The organism is Haloferax sulfurifontis ATCC BAA-897 (assembly GCF_000337835.1).
In the GTDB taxonomy this organism is placed as follows: domain Archaea; phylum Halobacteriota; class Halobacteria; order Halobacteriales; family Haloferacaceae; genus Haloferax; species Haloferax denitrificans.
The window spans coordinates 117,380-139,691 of the sequence record NZ_AOLM01000003.1 but is presented as its reverse complement, the minus strand read 5'-3'; the positions used below and the strand labels follow the sequence as shown (position 1 = coordinate 139,691).

The window sequence follows — 22,312 nt, the reverse complement described above, 5'->3', positions numbered from 1 at the left end:
CGAGGCGCTGGCTTCAGACGGTGGTCCGTCACCCCGGCGGGTGACTCACGCGATCATTAAGCCCTGATTTACCGGCCCGTCGCTCCGCGTGCGGAGCGGCCATCTCTTATAAAGGGGTATAAAAATGGAACTTAAAAAGGACTTAAATTGTGAGTTAATTGAGAAAAAGACTTTTCCATCGGCCCGAATACCCCGTCACAATGGCAACCGACGACGCCGACGGAGGGGACCAAAAGGCGTTAACGGGTGATGTGACGTCACCCGAGGAGAGCGACACCGCTCCGGAGCAGGCGTCGAACGCTCGCGTGGGGTCGTACACGTGGGCGGATTTTCTCGACGAATACGGCAGTGACGGCGACGTAGAAGCGCTCTACGGGACCGACCCGCGGACGGGACGCGACGCGCCCGGAACGTCCCGGTGGGAAGACGACGACCGGGCGGTCGCGGCGCTGACTCGGGCCGACTGGGACCGCGTCGACCTCGACCCCGAGGAGTTCCTCGACTGTCACCCGGTCGACGTGTCGGCCGTCGTCGGCGAACGCGGCGCGCACGCGAAAGACATCTCCGAGCAGTTCGAGGCCTTCTGCGACCCCGAGACGACGCCCGTCATCAAGGACGTGTGGCTGTGGGAACACTACAAACGCGAGTACTACTACGAGGACGACGGCTCTCGCCCGCGGGATTCGGCGGGCGAAATCGTCCCCTTCGACGGCGAGGCGGCGCTGGGCTTCGACCCCGACCACATCGAGAACGCGCTGGCGCGGGCCGGACAGCGCGGCAAGGAACTCGGCGCGGTCGTCGACGAGCGCACGGTCGACGTCGACCCCGAGTTCGACGAGGACGCGTTTTTCTCCAGCGTCGACGGCACGACCACGCTAGCGAACCGCTACGACCTCGAAAAGGCCGTCCCGATGGAGAAGAAGACGCACTTCCGCGAGGTCGAGCGCTACTGGGTGAACAAGCCCTACGCGTTCGTCATCATCTTCCACTCCGTCAAGGAAAACGAGAAGAAGTACTACGTCGTCGAACCGTACCTGAACCGCATCGAAGACGACCTGACGGAGTTTCTCACGAACAAGCTCCGGACCGCCATCAAGTACGGCGACGACAGCGTCGTCGAGGGCGGCCGCGACAACCGCGGGCGAGTCATCGAGGCCGAGACCTACGAACTGCTCTCGCGGTACGACCTCTACGACCCGCCGGCGTCGGCGGCGGGCGGCGAAAGCGACGACGAATCGGCCGCCGACGGGGCGACGGCGGAATCCGCGGCGGAGTCCTCCGGGCTCGCGTCTCGACTCGGACTGGGCGGTCTTTTCGGCGGCGGAAACGGCTCGGCGGCCGACGCGTCGGCGGCCGACGCGACCACCGGGCGGTTCGGCGGCCTCGGGAGCCGTCTCGGGCTGGGCTCGGTCTTCGGCGGTCGCTCCCGAGACACCGGCGGGGACGCCCCGCTCGGTGGAATCGACGGCATCGCCGCCCGGCCCGAGTCCGCGGTCCTCGCCGACGACGCCGACGACCTGAACGACTACCAGGTGCGGAAGCTCCAGTACTACCTCCGACGGGACTTCATCGGCTACGAGCGCATCGACGGCATCAAACACGACATCAACGTCGAGGACATCTCCTGCGACGGCTACAACTCGCCGGTGTTCGTCTACCACTCCGACTACGAGCAGATCATCTCGAACGTCTACCACGGCGAGGGCGAACTCGACGACTTCGTCGTGAAACTCGCCCAGCGCTCCGGGAAGGGCATCTCGAAGCGCCGCCCGCAGGTAGACGCGACGCTTCCCGACGGGTCGCGCGCACAGCTCACCCTCGGCCGCGAGGTGTCGGACCACGGGACGAACTACACCATCCGCCAGTTCAAGGACGTCCCGTTCACGCCCATCGACCTCATCAACTGGTCGACGTTCTCGCTGGAGGAGATGGCGTTCCTCTGGCTCTGCATCGAAAACGACAAGAGCCTCATCTTCGCGGGCGGCACGGCGTCGGGCAAGACCACCTCGCTCAACGCCGTCTCGCTTTTCATCCCGTCGAACACGAAAATCGTCTCCATCGAGGACACCCGCGAGGTCGAACTGCCCCAGCGGAACTGGATCGCCTCGGTCACCCGTCCGTCGTTCGCGGACGACGACAAAGGCGACGTGGACGAGTTCGACCTGCTCGAAGCCGCGCTCCGTCAGCGCCCCGACTACATCGTCATGGGCGAGATCCGCGGCGAGGAGGGCCGGACGCTGTTTCAGGTCATGTCCACGGGCCACACCACCTACACGACGTTCCACGCCGACTCGGTCGGCGAGGTGCTCAAGCGGTTTACGACCGCGCCCATCAACGTCTCGAAGACGATGTTCAGCGCCCTCGACCTCGTGTCCATCCAGACGTCGACGCGGGTCGGCGGCAACAAGGTGCGCCGGAACAAGTCGCTCACCGAAATCAACCACTACGACCCCGAGAACGACGAGATTAACGTCCAAGACGTCTACCAGTGGCAGGCCGAGACCGACGAGTTCCTCCAGATGGGCTCGTCGAACACGCTCGAAGAGATAAAGTTCGACCGCGGCTGGAACCACGAGACGCTCGAACTGGAGATTTTCAAGCGGCAGGTCGTCCTCGCGTACCTCATCGACCGCGGGCTCAACACCTACACGCAGGTCGCGGCGACGTTCCAGGCGTTCATCAACGACCAGGACACCATCCTCGGGCTGATGGCGACCGACGACCTCGAACGGAGCCTCGAAGACCTCCGGGAGATGGAGTCGGTCCACATCAACATCGACCCCGAAAGCGAGGCGATGGTCCCCCGACCCGACCCGCCCGAACACGTCCGGAAGCTGGCGCAGGACATCCTCCGTCGAGCCGAAGACGAGCTGTTTCCCGACTACCGCGGCCGCGACGTCGGCGAGGTCGCAGAGGCGCTCAACCACATGCGCGACGAGCCGGACGTGGAGGCGACCCCCGGCGAGCGGGGCGAACTCGACTCGCTCGAAGCGTCGACCAGCGACCCCGAACTCGGCGAGGGGCGCGACCGGTCAGAACTCGGACCCGGCGACGACACGCCCGAAATCGAGGGCGAGAGCGGCCCCTCGTCGCTCGATGGCGAGGACGAGACGCCCGCGCTGGAGGCGGGTCGCGACGAGACGGACGCGGACCGCGAGCCGGCAGACCGGGACGACGCCGACGGGCCGTTCAGCTTCCGCGACGACGCCCCCTCGCTATCCGACCCCAACGACGACGCCGACCTCGACGACTTCTTCGGCGCGTTCGGCATCGACGGGGGGTCGGGGTCAGAGTCGGGGCGGGCCGCGAACGCAGACGACGGGTCGAAGCCGGACGACGAGAGCGGCCCCGAAGACGAGACGTGGGGGGGCTTCGAGGCGGCAGAGGCCGACGACCCACCGGACGACGACGCGGACGCGCGCGGTCCGGACTCCGGTGAGGGGGAGTAGATGAGCAACCTCGATTCGAACACCTCGGGCGGGCTCGACCGCAGTACCGACACCCTCGGCGACGCCTTCTACCCGCTGTTTCAGCTTCTGTTCGACACGGACGGCGAGTTCGTCGCCGACGTCGAAGAGAAGCTCCAGCAGGCCCGGATGCCCGACACGGTCGAGCTCTACCTCTCGCGGGCGCTCGCGGTCGGCGTGCTCGTCGGTCTCGTACTGTGGCTCGTCGGCATGGTCGTCGGCTACGGCGTCTTCGCGCTCGGCCTCGTCTCGTCCGACTCGCTGAGTCTCGGGATTCCGGTCGGGAGCGAGGCCACGGCGGACACGCTCCGGTCGCTCGCGATGCCCGCGGCGGTCGTCGTCTCGGGGGTCGTCTTCGGGTCGCTCGGCTTCGCCGGCGGGTTCGGGACGCTCGTCGCCATCCCGTACTCGACGGCGTCCGCGCGGAAACGCGAGATAAACATGCTCCTGTCCGACGCCGTCTCGTTCATGTACGCCCTCTCCGTGGGCGGGCTGAACCAACTGGAGATTCTGGAGGCGATGGCCCGCGCCGAAGACACCTACGGCGAAGTCTCCCGGGAGTTCCAGAGCATCGTCCAGGAGACGGAGTACTTCGGCACCGACTACCGCAACGCCATCCGCCACCAGGCGATTTTGACCCCCTCCGACGAGCTCTCGCAGTTCCTGACGGACATGCTCTCTATCGTCAACTCCGGCGGCGACATGCAGGGCTTCCTCGACGACAAGAAGGACAAGCACCTCCGGACCGCGAAACAACAGCAAGAACAGACGCTGGAGACGATGGAGCTGTTCGGCGAGATGTACATGACGCTGTCGCTGTTCCCGCTACTTCTCATCATCATCCTCGTCATCATGAGCATGCTCGGGGAGGCCCAGTCGAGCCTGCTGTACGCGACCGTCTACGGGCTCATCCCGCTGACCGGCGTCGGTTTCCTCGTGCTCGTCTCGACGGTCAAACAGGACGAAATCGGCGACGGCTTCCTCAGCCCCGAAGACGAGAGCGACCGCCTGCAGGGCCAACAGCGCGAGGGGCTCATCCACATGGGGCTCGTCGAGAGCTACGTCGGCGAGTTCAGCCTCTTTTCGCGCATCAAGTCCCGCGAGGGGACGTTCAAGACGAAAGAGCTCCTGCGCCGGCCGCACCTGTTTTTCAAACAGCATCCGCTTTTCACCCTCGCGCTGACGGTTCCGGCGGCGCTCGCGCTCCTCGCCGTCTCCGTCGTCGGCGGGGCCGCCCCGACGACGTGGGACGGGATGATAGCCAGCCCCGTCTGGGGGACGTTCATCTGGTTTTACGTCCCGGTCTATCTCGTCGCGGTGCCCCTGACCGTCTTCCACGAGTGGAACGTCCACTCGCGGGCGGCCATCACGGGGAAGCTCTCCGACAACCTCCGCAAGCTGTCGAGCGCGAACGACACCGGCCAGACGCTCCTCGAATCCGTCAAGACCGTCTCCGACACCTCGTCGGGGAAGCTCGCAGACGAGTTCGAGGTGATGTACGCGAAGGTCCACTACGGGATGAGCCTCAAAGAGGCGCTCGTCGAGTTCAACAACAAGTACCACATCCCGCGGCTCGCCCGGACGGTCAAGCTCATCACGAAGGCCCAGGAGGCGTCGAGCCAGATTACCGAGGTCCTGACGACGGCCGCGCAGGCCTCCGAGAATCAAGACGACATCGAGCGCGAGCGCATCTCGCGGACCCGGATGCAGGTCGCCATCATCCTCATGACCTACGTGACGCTACTCGCGGTGATGGCCATCCTGAAGACGCAGTTCCTCGACGTGATGGCCGGGCTCTCGTCGCAGGCGTCGAGCTCCGGCGGCGCGACGACCGGCGGGCCGAGCTTCGGCGGCGGCATCGACCCCGACCTGCTGTCGCTTCTGTTCTTCCACGGCGTCACCATCCAGGCGATGCTGTCGGGATTCATCAGCGGCTACATCCGCAACGCGGACCTCCTGTCGGGGGTCAAGTTCGTCGTCATCCTCCAGACGCTCTCGCTCGCGGTGTGGATGGTGGTCGGATGACGCGGCGCGGCCGCGGTGACGGTCGCCGCGAGACGAGCGGCCGGAGCGCCCGCGCCCAGACGACCATCGACTTCGCCGTCGGCGTCGGCATCTTCCTCCTCGCGGTCGCGTGGGTCGTCGGCACCATCCCGCAGATTCTCGACCCCTTCGAGGCCGAACAGGACCGCCCGCTCGTCGCCAACCGCGCCGCCGACTCGCTCACCCAGCGCCTGCTCGTCGACGACGAGAACCCCGACGTGCTCGACTCGGTCTGTACCGAGGCGTTCTTCGACGCGGACTCCCCCGACGAGCCCCCCGGTGGCTGTGACTACGGCAGTGCCGACCCCAACACCGCGACCGGCATCGACGCGTCCTACGGGCTCAACGTCACGCTCTCGCGGGACGGGAGCGTCGTCGAGACGACCGGCGAGCCGGTTCCGACCACCCGGAGCGTCGTCACCGCGCGGCGGGCCATCCTCCTCGACGGCGACCTCCACGAACTCTCGGTGAGGGTGTGGTGACCGTGGCTCGCGCACAGGCCCATGCGCTCGAAGCGCTCGTCGCCGCGATGGTGCTTCTCGCCAGCGTCACGTTCGCGTTGCAGGTGACCGCGGTGACGCCCCTGACCGCGAGCACGTCGAGCCAACACATCGAAAACCAGCAGGCCGCCGTCGCCGACGGCGTCCTGACGGCGGCCGCCGAGACCGACGCGCTGAAGCGGACGCTCCTGTTCACGCACCCCGAAAACGGGAGTTTCTACGGCATCGACGAGCGGGGCTACTACGTCGACGGCGGGCCGCCGACCGCCTTCGGGGGGATGCTCGACGAGTCCTTCTTGGACCGCGGCATCGCGTTCAACGTCTACCTGCACTACCTGCGCGACCGGGAGGTCCGACGGACGACCCGCCTCGTGTACATGGGCGAGCCGAGCGACCACGCCGTCTCGCGGACCCGGCTCGTGACGCTCACGGACGACGACGCGCTGACCGAACCGGGCACCTCGCCGGGCGGCGACCCCCGCGCGGTCGAGACGCCGAAGACGCTCGGTTCGGTCGACGCCGCGGCCGACGAGGAGTACTTCGTGCAGGACGGGAGCGCGGGGCCGCTCTACGGCGTCGTCGACGTGGAGGTGGTCGTATGGCGGATGTGACCGACGCGTTCGACCGCGCGAGCGACGCGGTTGGCGAGGCGAGGGAGTCGGGTGAGGTGAGAGAGTCGCTCGGGGCGAGGGCTCTCGGCGGCGACGACCGCGGCCAGCTGATGCTCGTCGCCGCGCTCGCAATCGCGGTGCTCCTCGTCGGTCTCGCGCTGACGCTCAACACCGCGATTTACACGGAGAACCTCGCAACCCGGACGACCGACACGAACCTCGACGGCGCGGTCACCCACGGCGGCGCGGTGGAGGCGGGTGCGGGGGCGGTCCTCGACGAGGCCAACCGCGAGGGCGGCACGTACGTCGAACTCGCCGACGAGTTCGACGAGACGTTCGGCAACTGGAGCGACGCGGCCGCGACGCTCGCCGCGGTCAGGGGGGCCGCGACGGACGCCGAGCGCGTCAGCCACGTCCGGGGCACGCGCATCTCTCAGACCGACGCGGCGCGGAACTTCACCGACAGGAACGAGACGGCCGACTGGACCCTCGCGAGCGACGTCGGCGTCCGCGGCGTCCGGTTCAACGTCTCGCGCGACTCGCTCGCAACGAGTAGCGGGTCGGCGTTCGAACTCGTCGTCGACGACGGGTCCGACGTCGTCGAGGCCGAGCTCTACCAAAATACGACGCAGGGGCGTGTCTTCGTGACCGTCGTGGACGCCGGCGGGACCCGGACGACCTGTAGCGTCGCGGCCGACGCGGGCGACTACGTCACCGTCGACGTCGCCGACGGCCGACTCAACGGGACCGCCTGCGACCCGCTCGACGCGGTCCACACCGACCTCGACGCCCCGGTCACGGTCTCGTATCGGAACGCGGCGGCGGCCGAGGGGTCCTACGAACTGTACGTGGACGAGACGAACGCCACGGTCTTCGACGCGACGAAGTACGAACCCGCCGGAAGCGGGTCGTCGCCGGTCGCACAGGAGGCGCTGTACGCCGTCACCGTCTCGTACGTCTACGAGTCGGGCGAGACGTACGTCTCCCGCGAGGTCCGGGTCGCCCCGGGTGAGATTGCGTGACGCCGCCGACGCTCCCGGACGACCCAGGAGACCGCGCTCGGCGCGGGAAGCGCGCGCTTCGCGCTCGGGGTCGCTCGACCGACCGCGGCGTCTCGACGGCGCTCGGCTACGTCCTCACGCTCTCCATCACGGTCGTCCTCATCTCGGGGCTGATGGTCGCCGCCGGCGGGTTCGTCTCCGACGAGCGCGAGCGGGTGACAGAGACGGAGCTCGACGTCGTCGGCAACCGGCTCGCGGCCGGCATCGAGTCGGTCGACCGAATCGGGGCCGCCCCCGGCGAGTCGCGGGTCGAGGCGACGATCCGACTGCCGCCGAGGGTCGCCGGCACGACCTACACCATCGAGGTCGAACCCGGTCCGCCGACCGAACTCGCACTCACTTCGACCTACCCCGAGGTGACGGTCCGCGTGCCGGTCAAGAACGAAACGTCGCTGGCGGCGAGCCGCCTCGACGGCGGCGACGTGACCATCACCTACGACTCGTCGTCGGGGACGCTGGAGGTGGTGTCGTGAGCGACCGCGCCGTGAGCGACACGCTCGGGTTCGTCTTCGTCTTCGCCATCGTCCTCTCGATGGTCGGTCTCGTCACCGCCGTCGGGATGACCGGCCTCCAAGACGCCCGCGACGTCGAGCGCGTCAACAACGCCGAGCGCGCGCTGGACATCCTCGGCGACAACATGGAGGACATCGCCGACCGCGGCGCGCCGAGTCGGGCGACCGAGGTGAAGCTTCAGGACGCCAGCCTGACGCTCGACCGACCCGTCGAGTTCGTCGTCTCCGGAGAGCGGTCGGGGGGTTCGTCGGTCGTCTTCACCAACACCTACGAGGTGTCGCCAATCGTCTACGAGGCGGATTCCAGCGACGAGCGAGTCGTCTACGCGTTCGACGCGCTGTTCAGAACGCGGGGCGACAGCGGGACGTTCGTCCGGCGACCGTCGCTGGTGCTCACCGACGAGCGGGTGTTGATTCCGGCGTTCGTGACGCGGCCCGACGAGGGGGCGACGACCTCCGTCGGCGGGTCGGGGACGTTCCTCATCCGCGCCGACAAGGCCGCGAGCGACGTGTTGGCCGCGCGGACCGATGGGCCGTACGACGTGAACCTGACCGTTCGCTCCCCCCGTGCGGCGCTCTGGGAGCGAGAGCTATCGAGCCGCCCCGACGTGACCTGCGGCGATGTGGTTGAGCCGCCGGACGCCTACCCGAGCGTCTCGTGTCACGTCAACGGGACGGCGCGCGTCCACGTCGTCTCGACATCGGTCGATATGACGTTCGCCGACTGAGCCGAACCAAAACCGGCTCCGACCGTGACTGTCTGGTCGGGAGTGGGCGGGCGGACTCGCTCACTCGACCTCGACTTCGACCTCGTTTTCCGTGACGTGTAGGAAGGTGATGAACTGGCCGCCTTCGGCCTGGTCGTAGTCGAGTTCGCCGCGCGACCCCGACTCGTCGACGCTCTGGCTGTTGCCCGGCCCGTCCGTGACGGTCAGTTCGAACTGCGGCGCGGCGAGCGAGAAGTAGTGGTTGACGACGAACTCCATCTGGGCGGTGTCCCCAGCGGCCTTCGAGAACGTCTGGCCGCTGTCGGCGGCGTGCTCGTCGAAGGTGACGCTGTCGTAGGCCTCGCCGTCCGTGATTTCGGGGGCGAACTGCCATTTGTTCTGGTTGCCGAAGCCCTTGTCCGACTGGATGTCGCCGTAGGTCATCGTCTGCGAACTGGTGAAGTCGACGCTGATTTCGGGGTTGCTCGACGAGCAGTCGATGCTCACCGCGTCGCTCGTGTCGGGGTCGAGGTCGGTCGCCTGCCAGCCGTGGTACTTGCCGTCCTCGGTGGCGTAGTAGAGCGTCAGGTCGAACGTGCCGTCGTAGCTATCGCCGCTACACTTGTCGTCGGCCTGCACGTGGAGTTCGAGGTCGCGCTGGTCGCCGTCGTAGTACATCCCCCACTCCATGTTCTGGAGGTGCTGGTCGTTCGAGAGCGTGAGGGTGAACGTCGAGACGTTGTGGTTCCCGGCCATCCCGCGCACGTCGACCGAGGTTCCCTCGTTCGGCATCTGGAACTCGCCGACGAGACCGAGCGTCTCCAGTTCCACGCTCGCGGTCTGGTTGGCGTCGTCGACCGTGACGGTGCCCTCGCTCCGCGACTCGAAGAACCCTGCCCACCCTCGGTAGTGGTCGCTGTGGACCGTCACAACGATCGTCCCGTTACTGACCGGGTTGTCGTAGCTGGCCGTCGGTAGGTCGTCGTAACGCGCCGTCTGGTTCGGATAGATGCGATGGGCGCGCTCGGTCGCCGCGACCCTCGCGGACACGTCGCCCGACGACGACCCGTCGCCGGCGACGCGGACGACCGGAAGCGTCAGCGTCGCACCGCGGTAGTGGAACTCCGGCGGCGAGACCATCGTCGTCCCCCCGTCCTGCGTGCGCCAGACGCCGCCGCCCTCGTAGGCGATGCGGGCGTCGCCGTTGCGGTACTCGACGGTCCCGAGCGACTCGTTGTAGAGCTCTTGGTCGTCGCCGTCGTCGGTGTAGTTCTTGTGCGTGATGCTCAGCCAGCCGCTGTCGTCGTCGACGACGTAGGCACCGCCGCCGGTGCCGCTGAGGTCGACGTACTGCGTTTCGCCCTCGCCGAGCGCGGAGATGGCGACCCGCGAGTCGAAAAGCGTCATCGAGTGCTCGGCGCGCGTCAGTTGGGACGCCTGTTTCGTCTCGTCGAGGGCGACGCCGCCGAGGGCGACGACGGCGGTCGTTCCGGCGACCGTGACCGCTAACAGAAGCACCACCGCAATCGGCGAGGTCTGCGCCGTCCGGTCTCTGACGACGCGATAGAGTAGTGGGACTCGGGGGCGACCGCTCATTACCTGACTGAAGGCGATGCGGGGACAAAACGTCGCGGGGTACCTGACAATCTGGTAAGTAGAATCGTTCGAGAGGCGTGTTCACGCGACCGTCAAGCAGAACAGTGGACTCGACGGGACTGAGCAAACCGGAGGTTTGCGACGGTCGTGAACGGAGTTCACGGGATTTGAACCCGGAGGAAGACGTGCTCGCTCACGCTGTTCGCTCCGCGCGACTTCCAGGGCTTCAAATCCACGCGCTCGCTACGGCGAGCGCTCGGCTTGACATCTTTTCACTTCGTTCAGAGATGGACTCGCCGGGAGTCACGTGAGTAAAACGAACGTGACGTCGGCGAGTCCACGAACGACTGACGGAGCGAAGCGACGGAAGGAAATGAGTGGACTCGCCGGGATTTGAACCCGGAGGAAGACGTGCTCGCTCACGCTGTTCGCTCCACGCGACTTCCAGGGCTTCAAATCCACGCGCTCGCTACGGCGAGCGCTCGGCTCGTCATTTCTTCACTTCGTTCAGAAATGGACTCGCCGGGATTTGAACCCGGGGCCTCTCCCATGCCAAGGGAGTGATCTACCCCTGATCTACGAGCCCTCAAACGCAATCATCCATTCCCCGGTCGGATAAATAAGGGCTTCGAATCGTTCGACGGCTGTGGAGTGATCGCGTGCGTCCCACACACCCGAACTCGGCGCTCCTGGCGACGAACCGACTCGTTTTTTCCGTCGCTGACGGAACGACTCGGTATGACTGACGACGACGCCCCCGAAGTCCCAGTGGTGTGCGAGACCTGCGACACGACCACTCGCGTTCCGCTTTCCGAGGTCGCGGACGCCATCGAGCGCCACAACGAACAGGTCCACGACGGCGACGACGTCGCGCAGGTCGACCCCGAAATCGTCAAGCACGTGACCGACCTCGCGGCGAAAGACATGAGCGTGTTCGAAGACGAGGGGTGAGGTCGCAGACGCGCTCGACAGCGTGTCGAATCGGCGTGTTTGTCGCGACTGCTCGAACGCGGTTGCCGGACGAATGAGTTGCCTGTAGACGAACCGAGCGCTCATTCTCAGTTCTTCACTTCGTTCAGAAATGGACTCGCCGGGAGTCCCGCGAGCAGAGCGAGACGGCGTTGCCGTCTCGTATGCCATGCGGGCGACTCGCGGGTCGCCCGCAGACGAAGCGAGTGGGACGTCGGCGAGTCCACGAACGACTGACTGAGCGAAGCGACGGAAGGAAGTGAGTGGACTCGCCGGGATTTGAACTCACTCGCAAATCGAAGATTTGCTCGCTGCTCAAATCCCGTCTCGAACAGGACTAATTTACTCTGGCCTCGCGACTCGCTCCGCTCGTCGGAAGTCCAGAGAGAGATTAGTGGACTCGCCGGGATTTGAACCCGGGGCCTCTCCCATGCCAAGGGAGTGATCTACCCCTGATCTACGAGCCCGCAACTTCCGATAGCCGTCGCCCGTTTAGAAGCCCTTCGATTCCGACCGGGTCGAGTCGGGACCGAGTCGAAACGGTTTAACCCGGCGCGCGTGGACAACCCGATGGGAATCCAGCACGGCCGCAAATCTGACTCGCCCAGTTTGGGCTTGGGATTGCGGTAGTGCCCCGGTAGTCGGTGATACGACTGCGGGGTACTCGTTTCTGCGGTCAGTGCGGTTCCAACCCGCAACAATGGCACGAATGCACACCCGCCGCCGTGGCTCGTCCAGCTCGGACAAGCCGGTGGCAGACGAAGCACCGGAGTGGAGCGACGTCGACGCGGCTGACATCGAAGCCCGCGTCGTCGAACTTGCAGAACAGGGCAAGGACCCGAGCCAGATCGGCCTGTCCCTGCGCGACGAAGGCGTCAAGGGCGTTCCCGTCCCCGACGTCAAGCTCGCCACGGGCAAGAAGGTCACCACCATCCTCGAGGAGAACGACGCCGCAGGCGACCTCCCCGAGGACCTCCGCAACCTCATGGAGCGCGCCGTCCGCCTCCGCGAGCACATGGAGGAGAACCAGCAGGACAAGTCCAACCGTCGCGCGCTCCAGAACACGGAGTCGAAGATTCGCCGCCTCGTCTCGTACTACCGCGGCGACAAGCTCGACGACGACTTCACCTACAGCTACGACGTCGCTGTCGAACTCCTCGAAGAGTAACTGAATGTCCGTGAGCCCCGCCGAACAGACACCCGCCGCCGACGCCGCCGCGACCCTACGCGAGGCGACGTTCGTTCGTCTCCGCGTCCACGGGAGCGGCGCCGCCGTCGCGGCCGCCGGTGTCGTCGGACGGGCGCTCAGGACACTCGACGTCCCCTTCCGCATCCGCGCGACCGACGACCCGGACACTGTCGCAAACGACGACGTTGTGGCGGTCATCGGGCTGTCGGACGCCGATGCGGACCTCGAACTCGACCCGACCGACGCCGTTTCGGTCGTCCGCGAACTCGGCGTCGACCCCGACCCGGTGGTCGCGCTGGCCGGCTTCCACGCCGCCGGCGAGACGCCGGACGACGACACCGAACTCGCGGGCGCCGCGGCCGACGCGGGCGTCGAAGCCGGACCCGGCGTGGCCGTCCCCACGGGTGACCTCGCAGACGGGCTGGCGCACTCGACGCTCGTCCACGCGCCGTTTTCGGCCGACAGGGAGCGCGCGCAGGCGACGCTCGCCGAACTGTCGCTCCCGGCCGAACTCGACGCGGACGCTCGCAGGCGCGTCGCGTCCCTCGTCGCCATCGACGCGACGGGCGGCGAGGCGACCGCTCGCGCGGCGACCGCCGTCGAACGCGCGTTAGGGCCGGAGACGACCCCGAACGGACCGTTCGAAACCGTCGGCGGCTTCGCCGACGTGCTCGACGCGACCGTCCGGGAGTCGCCCGGGACCGCCGTCGCGCTGGCGCTCGGACACGACGTTCGGGACGCCGCGCTCGACGCGTGGCGCGACCACGCGCAGGCGACCCACGCCGCGCTCCGCGAGGCGACGACGGGCCGCTACGAGCGCCTCTACGCGCTCTCCTGTGACCTGTCGTCGCCGGGGCGACTCGCCACGGTGGCGAGGCTCGCCCGCGACTTCCGCTCGCCCGAGCCGACCGTTCTCGCGGTCGGCGTCGGTGCCGCGGCCCTCGTCTCGACCGGCCCTGCCGGACTCGACGAGGACCTCGCCGCGGCCGCGAGCGACCTGCCGGACGCGTCCGCGACCGGGTCGCCGTCGGAAGCGACGATGACGTTCGACTCCGCGGCGGAGCCGAGCGACGTCGTCGCGGCCGTCAGGGAGGTGCGCCGATGACCCGGCGTGCGACCCTGCGGACGACCCACGACGACCCCGGCATCGTCGCCGGCGCGCTCGAACCGGACAACACGGAGTCGATGCACAGCCGACTCGAGGGGGACGAACTCGTCACCACAATCGAACGCGATTCGACCGGCGGCCTGCACGCCACGGTCGATGACTACGTCGTCAACGTGACGGTCGCCGAGACCGTCATCGAAGCCACACGAACGCACATAGACACTAACCATGAGTGAACGATCCGTCTCCAAGCAGAAGCGCGGAAAGCGATGGTACACCGTCATCGCTCCCGAGAATTTCGACCGTAAGGAACTCGGTTCGACCTTCGCGGACGAACCCGAGAAGATCAACGGTCGCACCGTCGAGTCCACCCTCGGCGACCTCAACGACGACCAGGGCGCGAACAACGTCAAGCTCACCTTCAAGATCACCGACGTCGGTAGCGACGCCGCCTACACCGAGTTCATCCAGCAGGAGCTCACCCGAGACTACCTCCGTAGTCTCGTCCGCCGCGGCGCGTCCAAAATCGAGGCCAACGTCACGGCCATCACCAAGGACGACTACCGCGTCCAGCTCCAGCCCGTCGCCTTCACCACGAAGAAGGCGGACCGGAGCCAGGAACACGAGATCCGTCGCATCATGACGGAGCTCACCCGCGAGGCCATCACGGGCCACACCTACGACGCGCTCACCGAGAGCGTCGTCGAGGGTCGCCTCTCGTCGGCCATCTACGGCGACGCGAAGGTCATCTACCCCCTGCGCCGCGTCGAGGTCAAGAAGTTCTCCCTCGAAGCCCACCCCGAAGAGGTCGAGGCCGAAGAGGAAGCCGCCGTCAGCGTCGACGAAGGCGACGTCGCGGTCGACGTCGACGAGGACGAAGCGACCGAAGCGTAAGCCCGTCTCGCCGACGGCTCGACTTCGAATCCCGACTTTTTCGCCGACTGCGCGCTGAGCGAGAGTCACGTCGCTCTCGGGTCGGATGCGAAAAACTAACCCTCAGAATTCGACGCCGTGCGCCGAGCTTACTCCTCGACGACGATGGTGCCGACCATGCCGGCCTGTTCGTGGGGGATACAGAGGTACTCGTACTCGCCCGGCACGTCGAAGGTGTGGGCGTACGTCTCGCCGCTCCCGATGAGGCCGCCGAGGGAGTTGGAGTAGGCGTCGCGGGCGGCCTGCTCGCTCTCGTAGCCCCCGCTCGCGAAGAACGCGGCGTCCTCGGGGAGGACGCCCTCATAGGCGGTGACGGTGTGCCCGCGCGAGCTCGTGTTGCGCCAGACGACCTCGTCGCCGACCTCGACGGTCAGCGTCGGCGGGTCGAACGCGACGGCGGTCATCCCGATATCGAAGTCGTCGCCCGAAGCCATCAAGGTCGCACAGCCCGCGAGGCCGGCGGTCGCCGCCGCACCGGCCGCCGCGAGGAATCGACGCCGCGTCCGACCGCCGTCCGAAGACCCGTGGTCTCGCATGTCCGTCCCTCGGGACGCGACCGATAAAGGTCGCATGGTTCGCCCGCCGAACCGCCGAACGAAGCGAAACACGCCGTCTCTGTCCGGTTCGGGCGGCGGCGACGCGGCGTCGGCCGCCGACGGACGGAACGTAAGAGGGAAAGGGAAGGTACGCAATCGCATCGGTATGAGACCCCGATTCGTCGGCCGGTTGGGCCCCGCCGACGTGGTCACCGCCGGGAACGCGGCGCTGGGATTCGTCGCGGCGGTGTTAACCGCGGTCGACGTGCACCTCGCCGCCAAGGTCATCCTCCTCGCCGCGATGGCCGACGGTCTCGACGGCGTCGTCGCCCGACGCTACGGCGGGACCGACGCCGGGCCGTACCTCGACTCGCTCGCGGACGTGGCCTCTTTCGGCGTCGCCCCGGCCCTGCTCGTCGTCGCCGTCGTTCGCGAGATGTGGGGCTTCGACCGGGTCCGGGTCGTAGCCGGCGTCGGCGTCGCCGCGCTGTTCGTCGCGGCCGCGGTCGTCCGGCTGGCGCTGTACACCGCCTACGACAGCGGGTCCGACGAGACGATTGGGGTGCCGACGACGCTCGCGGCGACGATTCTCTCGGCGGGCGTGCTCGTCGGCTTCGTCGAGCCGATGTTGCTCGTCGGCCTCTCGGCGGTTATGGCCGCGCTCATGCTCTCCGACGTGTGCTACCCGGACCTCCACGCGCAGGACGCGCTCGTCATGGGCGCGGTGCAGGGCCTCGCGATCGTCTGCTCCGGGACGCTCGGCGAGGGGTTTTCGTTCGGCCTGCTGTTCTTGGCGCTCGGCTACCTGTTTTTGGGCCCGCGGTTCTACTGGGGGTAACCCGACCGCGGGCGCTATCGGCGGCGGTCGAACAGCTCCGGAACGAAGAGCGCGACGACTACCACGAGGGCGGCGGCGACCACCAACACGACCGGCCCCAGTTCCGGTGCGACGCCGACGGTCTGTGCGACACCGCGCGCGACGGGGGCCGTCCGCGACTCGATGCGAGAGCCGACAGCGCCGGTCGCGCCGACGCCGATGCCCGCGGTGATAAGCGCCGGCGGACCGCCGGTTTTCGCGGCGCGGGTCGCTCGCTGGGGTAGTCCCTCGTTTGACATATCCGCAACTCACAGTTGCCTCGGAGAAAAGTGGTTTCCCGTTCGCGGAGGCTCGCGGTCGACGCCCGGAGTCACATCCCCATGTCCGCCGCGTCCTCCGGGACCGGCAGGTCGTGCGGCGAGACGCCGAGGAGTTCCGCGGCGTGGTCGAGCGCCATGTCGAACCCGTAGTAGCGTTCGAGTTCGTCGCCGTCGACGGTGGGGCGGACCTTCAGCATCGCGTAGCCGTCGACGTTCTGGGCGACGGCGGCGGTCCGGCCGTCGCGGTCGAATTCGAGGACGCGCTCGGAGTCGGTGACGTAGTAGCGGGCGGTGACGCCGTTCGCCTCGGCGGTTGCGTCGGTCATGCGAGGCGCTAGGGAGTCGGGACTGTCTAAACTACCGGTTCCGGCGGACGGGAGACGGGACCGGAGGCGCGGCGGACCGCGGAACGAAAGTGACGTGTGTCTCTCCGCCGAGGTGGTGGTATGTGGTTTCAGAGCGGCCGCCGCCGGGACCTGTGTGCCGTCCTCTACGACGCGGGCGAACTCTGCGGACAGAAGCTGAAGACCCGGTTGGAACGCTACTACGACCTCCGACTCGACCCCCAGTCGTTCTACGGGACGCTCGACGCGCTCGTGGAGTCGGGGCACCTCGAACGCCGGACCGAGGGCATCTACGACGTGTACGGCCTCACCGACGCGGGCGCGGGCCGGGTCGAATCGTACTACGAATGGCTCGCGGCGCGGGTCGAAAACGGGGAGCGACGAACGGCCGGCGCGGACGAGATGGGCGGTGCAGACGAACTGGGCGACGCTGGCGAGTCGGTCGTCGACTGACGTTACTTCTGGAGCCAGTCGCCGATGGTGTTGCGGAGAATCTCGCTCGTCCCCTCGTAGATTTCGTTGAGCTTCGCGTCGCGGTAGTAGCGCTCGGCGGCGAAGTCCTTGGTGTACCCGTAGCCGCCGTGAATCTGGATGCCCTCGTTGGCCACCTCGCGGCTGATTTCGCTGGCGTAGAGCTTCGCCTGCGCGGCCTCCTTGATGAACGTCTCGTCGCGCATCTTCAGGTCCGCGGCCTTGTGCATGAGGAGCGTCGCGGCCTGCACCTTCGTGTCCATGTCGGCGAGTTTGTGCTTGATGGCCTGGAAGTCGCCGATGGGCTGGTCGAACTGCTCGCGCTCGCCGGCGTACTTCACCGCGTCGTCGAGGGCGGCGCGGGCGATGCCGATAGAGCGCGCCGCGATGGTGATGCGGCCGCCGTTGAGCGTCTTCAGCGCCTGCACGAAGCCGTCGCCCTCGTCGCCAAGGAGCCGGTCTTCGGGGATGCGCATGTCGTCGAAGCGGAGTTCGGCTGTCGGACAGCCCTTGTCGCCGAGCTTGTGTTCCGTGCCTTCGACGACGAAGCCGTCGTCCGCCTCGGGCCGGGCGACGAACGACGAGATGCCCTTGTTCCCCGCGTCGGGGTCGGTCTTGGCGAAGACGACGACCGTGTCGGCGACGGAGCCGTTCGAAATCCAGAGCTTGCCGCCGTCGACGACGTACTCGTCGCCGTCTTTCTTCGCCGTCGTCTCCATGGCGGGCACGTCGCTTCCCGCGCCGGGTTCGGAGAGCGCGAACGCGCCGATATCGGTGCCCTCGTTGAGCGGGGTCAGGTAGGTCTGTTTCTGGTCCTCGTTCCCGAACTCGTAGAGCATGTTGCCGGCGAGGCTCGTGTGGGCGGCGACGATGGTGCCGAGGCCGCCGGAGCCGCGGGAAATCTCTTCGAGGCCGATGGCGTAGGAGTGGTAGTCGAGGCCGGCACCGCCGTACTCCTCGGGGAAGGGCATGCCCATCAAGCCGAGTTCGCCCATCTCGGCCACGAGGTCGGCGGGGAACTCGTCGGTCTCGTCTATCTCCGCCGCGCGAGGTTTGACCTCCTCGTCGACGAACTCCGAGACCATCTCCTTGATTTGCTTCTGCTCCGCAGTGAGCGCGAAGTCCATACGTGAGTCTGTCATCGACTATGCTTATGTTTTCTCCTGTGCCGCCGCCGAGCGCCGCTGGGTTCGGTTCCCCACGAGACTTTTTATCCCCCCTTCCGTAATACGGGTACGCTTCGAATGTCTCGACACGCCGATGCCCGGCCACCGGCAACTGATGACGACCTCGATTGGTGTCACGATGCAGTTCAGGGGGTCTCTCGGACCTTCGCCCTCACGGTCGACGTCCTCGACGAACCGATGGCGTCGCACATCTGTATCGGATATCTCCTCTGTCGAATCGCCGACACCGTGGAGGATTCGTCTTCAATCGCGCCCGACGAGCAGGCACACCTCCTTCGACTCTACGACCGCGCGCTCGACCCCGACGACGACACCACCGTCGACGAGTTCGTGCACGCAGTACAGCCGCACCTCCCCCCGGAGGGCGAACAGTCCGACGACTGGATGGTCGTCGCCAACACCGCTCGGGTCTTCCGGACGTTCGAGGCGCTTCCGGAGGACGTTCGGGAGGCGGTCACGCCGCCGGTCCGCGAACTCGTCTCGGGCATGGCGATGTTCGTCGAACGCTACTCCCAGACCGGCGGGCTCCGCATCCAGTCCCGCGAGGAGTTAGAGGAGTACTGCTACTACGCCGCCGGCACCGTCGGCAACCTCATCACGAACCTCGTGACTCGCGGCAACATCGACAGCGAGCGCCGGTCGCGGCTCTACGACACCGCCGAGGAGTTCGGCCTACTCCTCCAGCTCGTGAACATCGCGAAGGACGTCCACGACGACTACACCTCCGAGAACAACGTCTACCTCCCCGCCGACTGGCTCGACGACGCCGGCGTCCCCCAAGAGGAGGTCGTCGCCCCCGAGCACAACGACCGGACGGCCTCGGTGGTCCAGCGGACCGCCGACCACGCCAAGTCGTTCCTCGACGACGCCCAGACCTACTTGGAGACGGTGCCGCTCCGCGAGGGCAACACGCTCGCCGCGTGGGCGATTCCGTTCCTGCTCGCGGTCGGGACGCTCCGCGAACTCGTCGCCAACCCCGAACACGCGGTGACGGGTGAGGGCGTCAAAATCTCCCGCCAAGAGGTGTTCGCCGTCGTCACCGAGATGAACGGCTCCGGCTCCGAGTCGCTGGCGGAGATGCGCGAGATTATCTCGCGACAGCCGTTCCACCGGGCGACGACGAACGCCGACTGAAGACACCGCCGCACCGTCGGTCGGGCCCCGGCTCCGTTTTCGCGTCTCTTCTCGCGCCGAGCGCCGCCAACCCGCCGAGCAACCGACCCTCGCGAGCGCTCTGTGTCGGAGCCGTCGCGGTCGCCGTCGGAGCCGCGGTTCGAGACCCATGCGGTCCCGTGACGAACGCAGTTTGGGAGGATTTTTAGTAACCCAAGCATAACGGGCGTCTATGAGTACCGAAGAAGCACACGACGACCACGGCCATCACCTGCCGGCGGTTCAGGACTGGCCGCGCGGCTTCGGCGAGGCGAGCTGGTGGCCGTTCGTCACCGCCGTCGGTGGCGCGGGCATCTACGCCGGTGCCGGGCTGTACGTCATGGGACAGGACGGAATCGTCGGCCAGACGGCGGGTCCCGCCGTGTTCATCGGCAGTATCTTCCTCTTCCTGGCCGGGCTCTACGGCTGGTTGTACCACGCGTTCGTGAGCCACTTCTGGTCGCGCGACGCGAACCAGAAGAGCGCCTCGAAGCTCCGCTGGGGGATGATTGCCTTCCTCGGCTCCGAACTCGGGACGTTCGGCGCGCTGTTCACCTACTACTTCTTCATCCGCGCGGGGACGTGGCCGCCGCAGGAACTGCCGGAGCTAACCGGGTCGTTAGTGTTGGCCAACACCGCAATCCTCATCATATCCAGTTTCACGCTCCACTGGGCGCACGTCGCCATCCGCGAGGAGAATCACCGTAACTTCGTTCTCGGCCTCGCGGTCACCCTCCTGCTCGGCGTGGTGTTCATCGGCGGGCAGGTGTACGAGTACTACGAGTTCATCGTCCACTCGAACTTCTCTATCACCGACGGCATCTTCGGGTCGGCGTTCTACGGCCTCACCGGCCTGCACGGCCTCCACGTCAGCCTCGGCGCGGTGCTTCTCGGTATCGTCTTCGTCCGCGCGCTCCGCGGGCAGTACTCCGCCGAGCGCCACGTCTCCGTGAGCACGGCCTCGATGTACTGGCACTTCGTGGACGTCGTCTGGATTTTCCTCGTCGTCGTTCTCTACGTCGGCGCGGAAGTCGGCGCGTAACCGGACCGAACCCGCCTGTCGCCGCGACGCCGCGGCACCGATTCTTTCGAAGCGCTCTGTCCTCCGAGAGCCGCGGCCGCTCACCCGAACTGTTCGTTGAACCGGTAGATGTCCTCGTCGATGCCGGCGACGACGAGGTCGTCGCCCGCTTCCACCCGGAACCCCGGTTCGATTTCGGTGACGAGGTCGCCGTTTCGCTCGACGGCGATGACGGTGCAGTTCGTCCGAGCGCGGACGTCTGCCCCGGCGAGGGTCCGCCCCACGAGGCCGGGGGCGTTCGTCCGGACGATTTCTATCTGGGACTGCGGGGCGATGACCTCCTCGTCGAGCACCGTCGAGGCGAGCATCCGCCCGGCGACCGTCGAGAGCGCGAGGACGTAGTCCGCGCCGGCCCGGTAGAGCTTGGCGATGCTTTCGGTCTCGTTGGCGCGGGCGATGACCTCCGTCTCCTCGGAGACGCGCTCGGAGACGAGCGTGGCGAAGACGGCTGTGGTGTCGTTGTCGAGCGCGAGGAGGACGCCGCGGGCCTCGGAGACGTTCGCTTCGGCGAGCGTCTGGGGGTCGGTGATGTCGCCGATGAGGTCTACGCCGGGTTTGTCCCGCTTGTCCACGACGAGGTGCGGGACGCCGGCGCTCGCCAGCGTCTCGGCCGCGGTGGAGCCGACCTCGCCGTACCCCGCGACGATAACGGTCCCGCGGCGGAAGCGCCGCGCCGACGACAGCGTCAGCGCGCGGAGCTCTTCGAGTTGCTTCTCGCGGCCGACGACGAGCAGGATGGTGTGTTCGTCGATGACGGCGTCCGGGCCGGGCGGGGAGACGAACTCCCCGGTGAACCACGCGCCGATGACGTTGACGCCGGTGACCTGCCCGATTCCGCTCTCGGCGATGCTCCGCCCCTCGACCGGACTGCCGCGCTGGACGAGCAACTCCGCGACCTCGAAGTCCTCGCCGATTTCGATGGCGTCGCCGAGCTCCGAGGAGATGGACGTGGTCGCCTTGCTCGCGAGGCTCTCGCCGAGGAGCCGGCGCGGCGAGACGACCCGGTCGGCCCCGGCGTAGCGGTGGTAGTCGGCGACCTCGGGGTCCTCGATGAGGCTGACGACGCGGGCGTCCGGCGCGGCCTGCTTCGCGGCGAGGATGATGCTCGCGTTCGTCTCGTCGTCGTCGTCGGCGACGATGGCGAGCGCCTCGGGCGCGTTCGCCGCCTCCAGCGACTCGACCTCTTCGGGGTCGCCGTGGACGACCTCGTAGCCCTCGCCGTACAGCTCCTCGGCGCGGTCGCGGTCGGCTTCGAGAATCACGTAGGGAACGTCCATCGAGTCGAGTTCGTCCACGAGGGCGTCGCCGCGGGGGGTGAACGTGCAGATGACGACGTGGCCCGTGTTCGTCGACGCCGTCGGCGGCGCGGTCCGCAGGGCGTCTTCGACGAGCGGGACGAGAAACAGCGGGAGCGTGAGGAAGACGGTCGTGACGCCCGTGAGTTGCATCAGAATCGACAGCGCGAGCAACGGCGGGTGGTCGACCCAAAACCGGGTCTGTTCGCCGTAGCCCGTCGTCGTGAACGTCTCGACGACGACGTGGACCGCCTGCAGGAAGGTGACGTCCTCACCGGCGAAAAAGCCAGCCGCCCACTGGTACGCGATAGAGAACGAGAGCATCAACAGCCCGGCACCCGCGAGATAGCGGCCGAGTCGTCGCTTCGCCTTCGACAACCCGGGGCCGTCGCCCGAAATAGACATACTCCCGC

The 22,312-nt window shown here is 67.3% G+C and carries 22 protein-coding genes and 2 tRNA genes; 16 read left to right on the top strand and 8 right to left on the bottom strand.

The window, feature by feature from the left end; all coding sequences use genetic code 11:
* Positions 1-200: 200 nt before the first annotated feature.
* Genes C441_RS01565 through C441_RS01535 form a run of 7 tightly spaced genes read left to right on the top strand, consistent with a single transcriptional unit; the run spans position 201 to position 8,922 of the window.
* Positions 201-3,449 (top strand): ATPase, T2SS/T4P/T4SS family, encoded by a 3,249-nt coding sequence (locus C441_RS01565; protein WP_007273478.1) that lies wholly within the window; start codon positions 201-203, stop codon positions 3,447-3,449.
* Positions 3,450-5,492: a type II secretion system F family protein gene (locus C441_RS01560; protein ID WP_007273477.1), complete on the top strand. Its 2,043-nt coding sequence runs from the start codon at positions 3,450-3,452 to the stop codon at positions 5,490-5,492.
* On the top strand, positions 5,489-5,992 hold the full coding sequence (locus C441_RS01555) for a DUF7287 family protein (protein ID WP_007273476.1): 504 nt from the start codon (positions 5,489-5,491) through the stop codon (positions 5,990-5,992). Before C441_RS01560 ends, C441_RS01555 begins: the two co-directional genes overlap by 4 nt.
* Positions 5,986-6,621, top strand: coding sequence for a DUF7288 family protein (locus C441_RS01550; RefSeq protein WP_007273475.1), 636 nt, complete (start codon positions 5,986-5,988; stop codon positions 6,619-6,621). Before C441_RS01555 ends, C441_RS01550 begins: the two co-directional genes overlap by 7 nt.
* On the top strand, positions 6,609-7,643 hold the full coding sequence (locus C441_RS01545; protein WP_007273474.1) for a hypothetical protein: 1,035 nt from the start codon (positions 6,609-6,611) through the stop codon (positions 7,641-7,643). The genes C441_RS01550 and C441_RS01545 overlap by 13 nt, the downstream gene beginning before the upstream one ends.
* Positions 7,640-8,155 carry a DUF7266 family protein gene (locus C441_RS01540; RefSeq protein WP_007273473.1) on the top strand — a complete coding sequence of 172 codons (516 nt, stop codon included), beginning with the start codon at positions 7,640-7,642 and terminating at the stop codon, positions 8,153-8,155. Before C441_RS01545 ends, C441_RS01540 begins: the two co-directional genes overlap by 4 nt.
* Positions 8,152-8,922 carry a DUF7289 family protein gene (locus tag C441_RS01535; RefSeq protein WP_007273472.1) on the top strand — a complete coding sequence of 257 codons (771 nt, stop codon included), beginning with the start codon at positions 8,152-8,154 and terminating at the stop codon, positions 8,920-8,922. The genes C441_RS01540 and C441_RS01535 overlap by 4 nt, the downstream gene beginning before the upstream one ends.
* A 60-nt stretch (positions 8,923-8,982) precedes the next feature.
* On the opposite strand, the gene C441_RS01530 is transcribed toward C441_RS01535, so the two are convergent.
* Together C441_RS01530 and C441_RS01525 are read right to left on the bottom strand one after the other, a co-directional pair.
* Entirely contained in the window at positions 8,983-10,497 is a 1,515-nt protein-coding gene (locus tag C441_RS01530; RefSeq protein WP_049920360.1) for a DUF7289 family protein, read from the bottom strand.
* 514 nt (positions 10,498-11,011) lie between these two features.
* A tRNA-Ala gene (locus C441_RS01525) sits at positions 11,012-11,083 on the bottom strand.
* Between the two features lie 152 nt (positions 11,084-11,235).
* Between C441_RS01525 and C441_RS01520 the strand changes: the two genes are divergently transcribed.
* Positions 11,236-11,448: a hypothetical protein gene (locus tag C441_RS01520; RefSeq protein ID WP_007273470.1), complete on the top strand. Its 213-nt coding sequence runs from the start codon at positions 11,236-11,238 to the stop codon at positions 11,446-11,448.
* Between the two features lie 413 nt (positions 11,449-11,861).
* Here the strand turns inward: C441_RS01520 and C441_RS01515 are convergent.
* Positions 11,862-11,933: transfer RNA gene (locus C441_RS01515), tRNA-Ala, on the bottom strand.
* Between the two features lie 233 nt (positions 11,934-12,166).
* Here C441_RS01515 and C441_RS01510 point away from each other — a divergent pair.
* The 4 genes from C441_RS01510 to C441_RS01495 are packed head-to-tail and all read left to right on the top strand — an operon-like array spanning position 12,167 to position 14,657.
* Positions 12,167-12,634, top strand: a complete 468-nt coding sequence (locus C441_RS01510) for a 30S ribosomal protein S15 (protein ID WP_004977438.1) — start codon at positions 12,167-12,169, stop codon at positions 12,632-12,634.
* A 4-nt stretch (positions 12,635-12,638) separates the two neighbouring features.
* A complete protein-coding gene (locus tag C441_RS01505) occupies positions 12,639-13,760 on the top strand; it encodes a hypothetical protein (RefSeq protein WP_007273469.1) in 1,122 nt (373 codons plus the stop codon).
* Positions 13,757-13,999, top strand: coding sequence for a KEOPS complex subunit Pcc1 (locus C441_RS01500; protein WP_007273468.1), 243 nt, complete (start codon positions 13,757-13,759; stop codon positions 13,997-13,999). The genes C441_RS01505 and C441_RS01500 overlap by 4 nt, the downstream gene beginning before the upstream one ends.
* A complete protein-coding gene (locus C441_RS01495; protein WP_007273467.1) occupies positions 13,992-14,657 on the top strand; it encodes a 30S ribosomal protein S3ae in 666 nt (221 codons plus the stop codon). The genes C441_RS01500 and C441_RS01495 overlap by 8 nt, the downstream gene beginning before the upstream one ends.
* Before the next feature lie 128 nt (positions 14,658-14,785).
* On the opposite strand, the gene C441_RS01490 is transcribed toward C441_RS01495, so the two are convergent.
* The gene (locus C441_RS01490; protein ID WP_007273466.1) at positions 14,786-15,232 is read right to left on the bottom strand and encodes a cupredoxin domain-containing protein; all 447 of its coding nucleotides are present in this window, start codon (positions 15,230-15,232) and stop codon (positions 14,786-14,788) included.
* Positions 15,233-15,398: 166 nt separating this feature from the next.
* On the opposite strand from C441_RS01490, the gene C441_RS01485 reads away from it, so the two are divergent.
* Positions 15,399-16,070, top strand: a complete 672-nt coding sequence (locus tag C441_RS01485) for a protein sorting system archaetidylserine synthase (protein ID WP_049920372.1) — start codon at positions 15,399-15,401, stop codon at positions 16,068-16,070.
* Positions 16,071-16,084: 14 nt separating this feature from the next.
* Here C441_RS01485 and C441_RS01480 read toward each other — a convergent pair whose 3' ends face one another.
* Both C441_RS01480 and C441_RS01475 read right to left on the bottom strand, forming a co-directional pair.
* Positions 16,085-16,348, bottom strand: coding sequence for a hypothetical protein (locus C441_RS01480; protein ID WP_007273464.1), 264 nt, complete (start codon positions 16,346-16,348; stop codon positions 16,085-16,087).
* Positions 16,349-16,419: 71 nt separating this feature from the next.
* Positions 16,420-16,695, bottom strand: a complete 276-nt coding sequence (locus C441_RS01475; protein WP_007273463.1) for a DUF7111 family protein — start codon at positions 16,693-16,695, stop codon at positions 16,420-16,422.
* Positions 16,696-16,815: 120 nt separating this feature from the next.
* Here C441_RS01475 and C441_RS01470 point away from each other — a divergent pair, with 120 nt between their 5' ends.
* On the top strand, positions 16,816-17,166 hold the full coding sequence (locus tag C441_RS01470) for a hypothetical protein (protein WP_007273462.1): 351 nt from the start codon (positions 16,816-16,818) through the stop codon (positions 17,164-17,166).
* Positions 17,167-17,168: 2 nt separating this feature from the next.
* Here C441_RS01470 and C441_RS01465 read toward each other — a convergent pair whose 3' ends face one another.
* On the bottom strand, positions 17,169-18,311 hold the full coding sequence (locus tag C441_RS01465) for an acyl-CoA dehydrogenase (RefSeq protein WP_007273461.1): 1,143 nt from the start codon (positions 18,309-18,311) through the stop codon (positions 17,169-17,171).
* A 117-nt stretch (positions 18,312-18,428) separates the two neighbouring features.
* Between C441_RS01465 and C441_RS01460 the strand changes: the two genes are divergently transcribed.
* Positions 18,429-19,505: a phytoene/squalene synthase family protein gene (locus C441_RS01460; protein ID WP_049918188.1), complete on the top strand. Its 1,077-nt coding sequence runs from the start codon at positions 18,429-18,431 to the stop codon at positions 19,503-19,505.
* Positions 19,506-19,716: 211 nt separating this feature from the next.
* Complete coding sequence (locus tag C441_RS01455; protein WP_007273460.1) at positions 19,717-20,565, top strand: cytochrome c oxidase subunit 3; 849 nt, start codon at positions 19,717-19,719, stop codon at positions 20,563-20,565.
* A gap of 80 nt (positions 20,566-20,645) precedes the next feature.
* Here the strand turns inward: C441_RS01455 and C441_RS01450 are convergent, their stop codons facing one another.
* The gene (locus tag C441_RS01450; protein ID WP_007273459.1) at positions 20,646-22,304 is read right to left on the bottom strand and encodes a potassium channel family protein; all 1,659 of its coding nucleotides are present in this window, start codon (positions 22,302-22,304) and stop codon (positions 20,646-20,648) included.
* Positions 22,305-22,312: the final 8 nt, after the last annotated feature.

What these genes read in the sequence shown, in the direction of transcription:
- C441_RS01565 (WP_007273478.1), top strand. Translation starts at nt 201, where the DNA reads ATGGCAACCGACGACGCCGACGGAGGGGACCAAAAGGCGTTAACGGGT.
- C441_RS01560 (WP_007273477.1), top strand. Translation starts at nt 3,450, where the DNA reads ATGAGCAACCTCGATTCGAACACCTCGGGCGGGCTCGACCGCAGTACC.
- C441_RS01555 (WP_007273476.1), top strand. Translation starts at nt 5,489, where the DNA reads ATGACGCGGCGCGGCCGCGGTGACGGTCGCCGCGAGACGAGCGGCCGG.
- C441_RS01545 (WP_007273474.1), top strand. Translation starts at nt 6,609, where the DNA reads ATGGCGGATGTGACCGACGCGTTCGACCGCGCGAGCGACGCGGTTGGC.
- C441_RS01530 (WP_049920360.1), bottom strand. Translation starts at nt 10,497, where the DNA reads ATGAGCGGTCGCCCCCGAGTCCCACTACTCTATCGCGTCGTCAGAGAC.
- C441_RS01520 (WP_007273470.1), top strand. Translation starts at nt 11,236, where the DNA reads ATGACTGACGACGACGCCCCCGAAGTCCCAGTGGTGTGCGAGACCTGC.
- C441_RS01510 (WP_004977438.1), top strand. Translation starts at nt 12,167, where the DNA reads ATGGCACGAATGCACACCCGCCGCCGTGGCTCGTCCAGCTCGGACAAG.
- C441_RS01505 (WP_007273469.1), top strand. Translation starts at nt 12,639, where the DNA reads ATGTCCGTGAGCCCCGCCGAACAGACACCCGCCGCCGACGCCGCCGCG.
- C441_RS01500 (WP_007273468.1), top strand. Translation starts at nt 13,757, where the DNA reads ATGACCCGGCGTGCGACCCTGCGGACGACCCACGACGACCCCGGCATC.
- C441_RS01495 (WP_007273467.1), top strand. Translation starts at nt 13,992, where the DNA reads ATGAGTGAACGATCCGTCTCCAAGCAGAAGCGCGGAAAGCGATGGTAC.
- C441_RS01490 (WP_007273466.1), bottom strand. Translation starts at nt 15,232, where the DNA reads ATGCGAGACCACGGGTCTTCGGACGGCGGTCGGACGCGGCGTCGATTC.
- C441_RS01485 (WP_049920372.1), top strand. Translation starts at nt 15,399, where the DNA reads ATGAGACCCCGATTCGTCGGCCGGTTGGGCCCCGCCGACGTGGTCACC.
- C441_RS01480 (WP_007273464.1), bottom strand. Translation starts at nt 16,348, where the DNA reads ATGTCAAACGAGGGACTACCCCAGCGAGCGACCCGCGCCGCGAAAACC.
- C441_RS01475 (WP_007273463.1), bottom strand. Translation starts at nt 16,695, where the DNA reads ATGACCGACGCAACCGCCGAGGCGAACGGCGTCACCGCCCGCTACTAC.
- C441_RS01470 (WP_007273462.1), top strand. Translation starts at nt 16,816, where the DNA reads ATGTGGTTTCAGAGCGGCCGCCGCCGGGACCTGTGTGCCGTCCTCTAC.
- C441_RS01465 (WP_007273461.1), bottom strand. Translation starts at nt 18,311, where the DNA reads ATGGACTTCGCGCTCACTGCGGAGCAGAAGCAAATCAAGGAGATGGTC.
- C441_RS01460 (WP_049918188.1), top strand. Translation starts at nt 18,429, where the DNA reads ATGTCTCGACACGCCGATGCCCGGCCACCGGCAACTGATGACGACCTC.
- C441_RS01455 (WP_007273460.1), top strand. Translation starts at nt 19,717, where the DNA reads ATGAGTACCGAAGAAGCACACGACGACCACGGCCATCACCTGCCGGCG.
- C441_RS01450 (WP_007273459.1), bottom strand. Translation starts at nt 22,304, where the DNA reads ATGTCTATTTCGGGCGACGGCCCCGGGTTGTCGAAGGCGAAGCGACGA.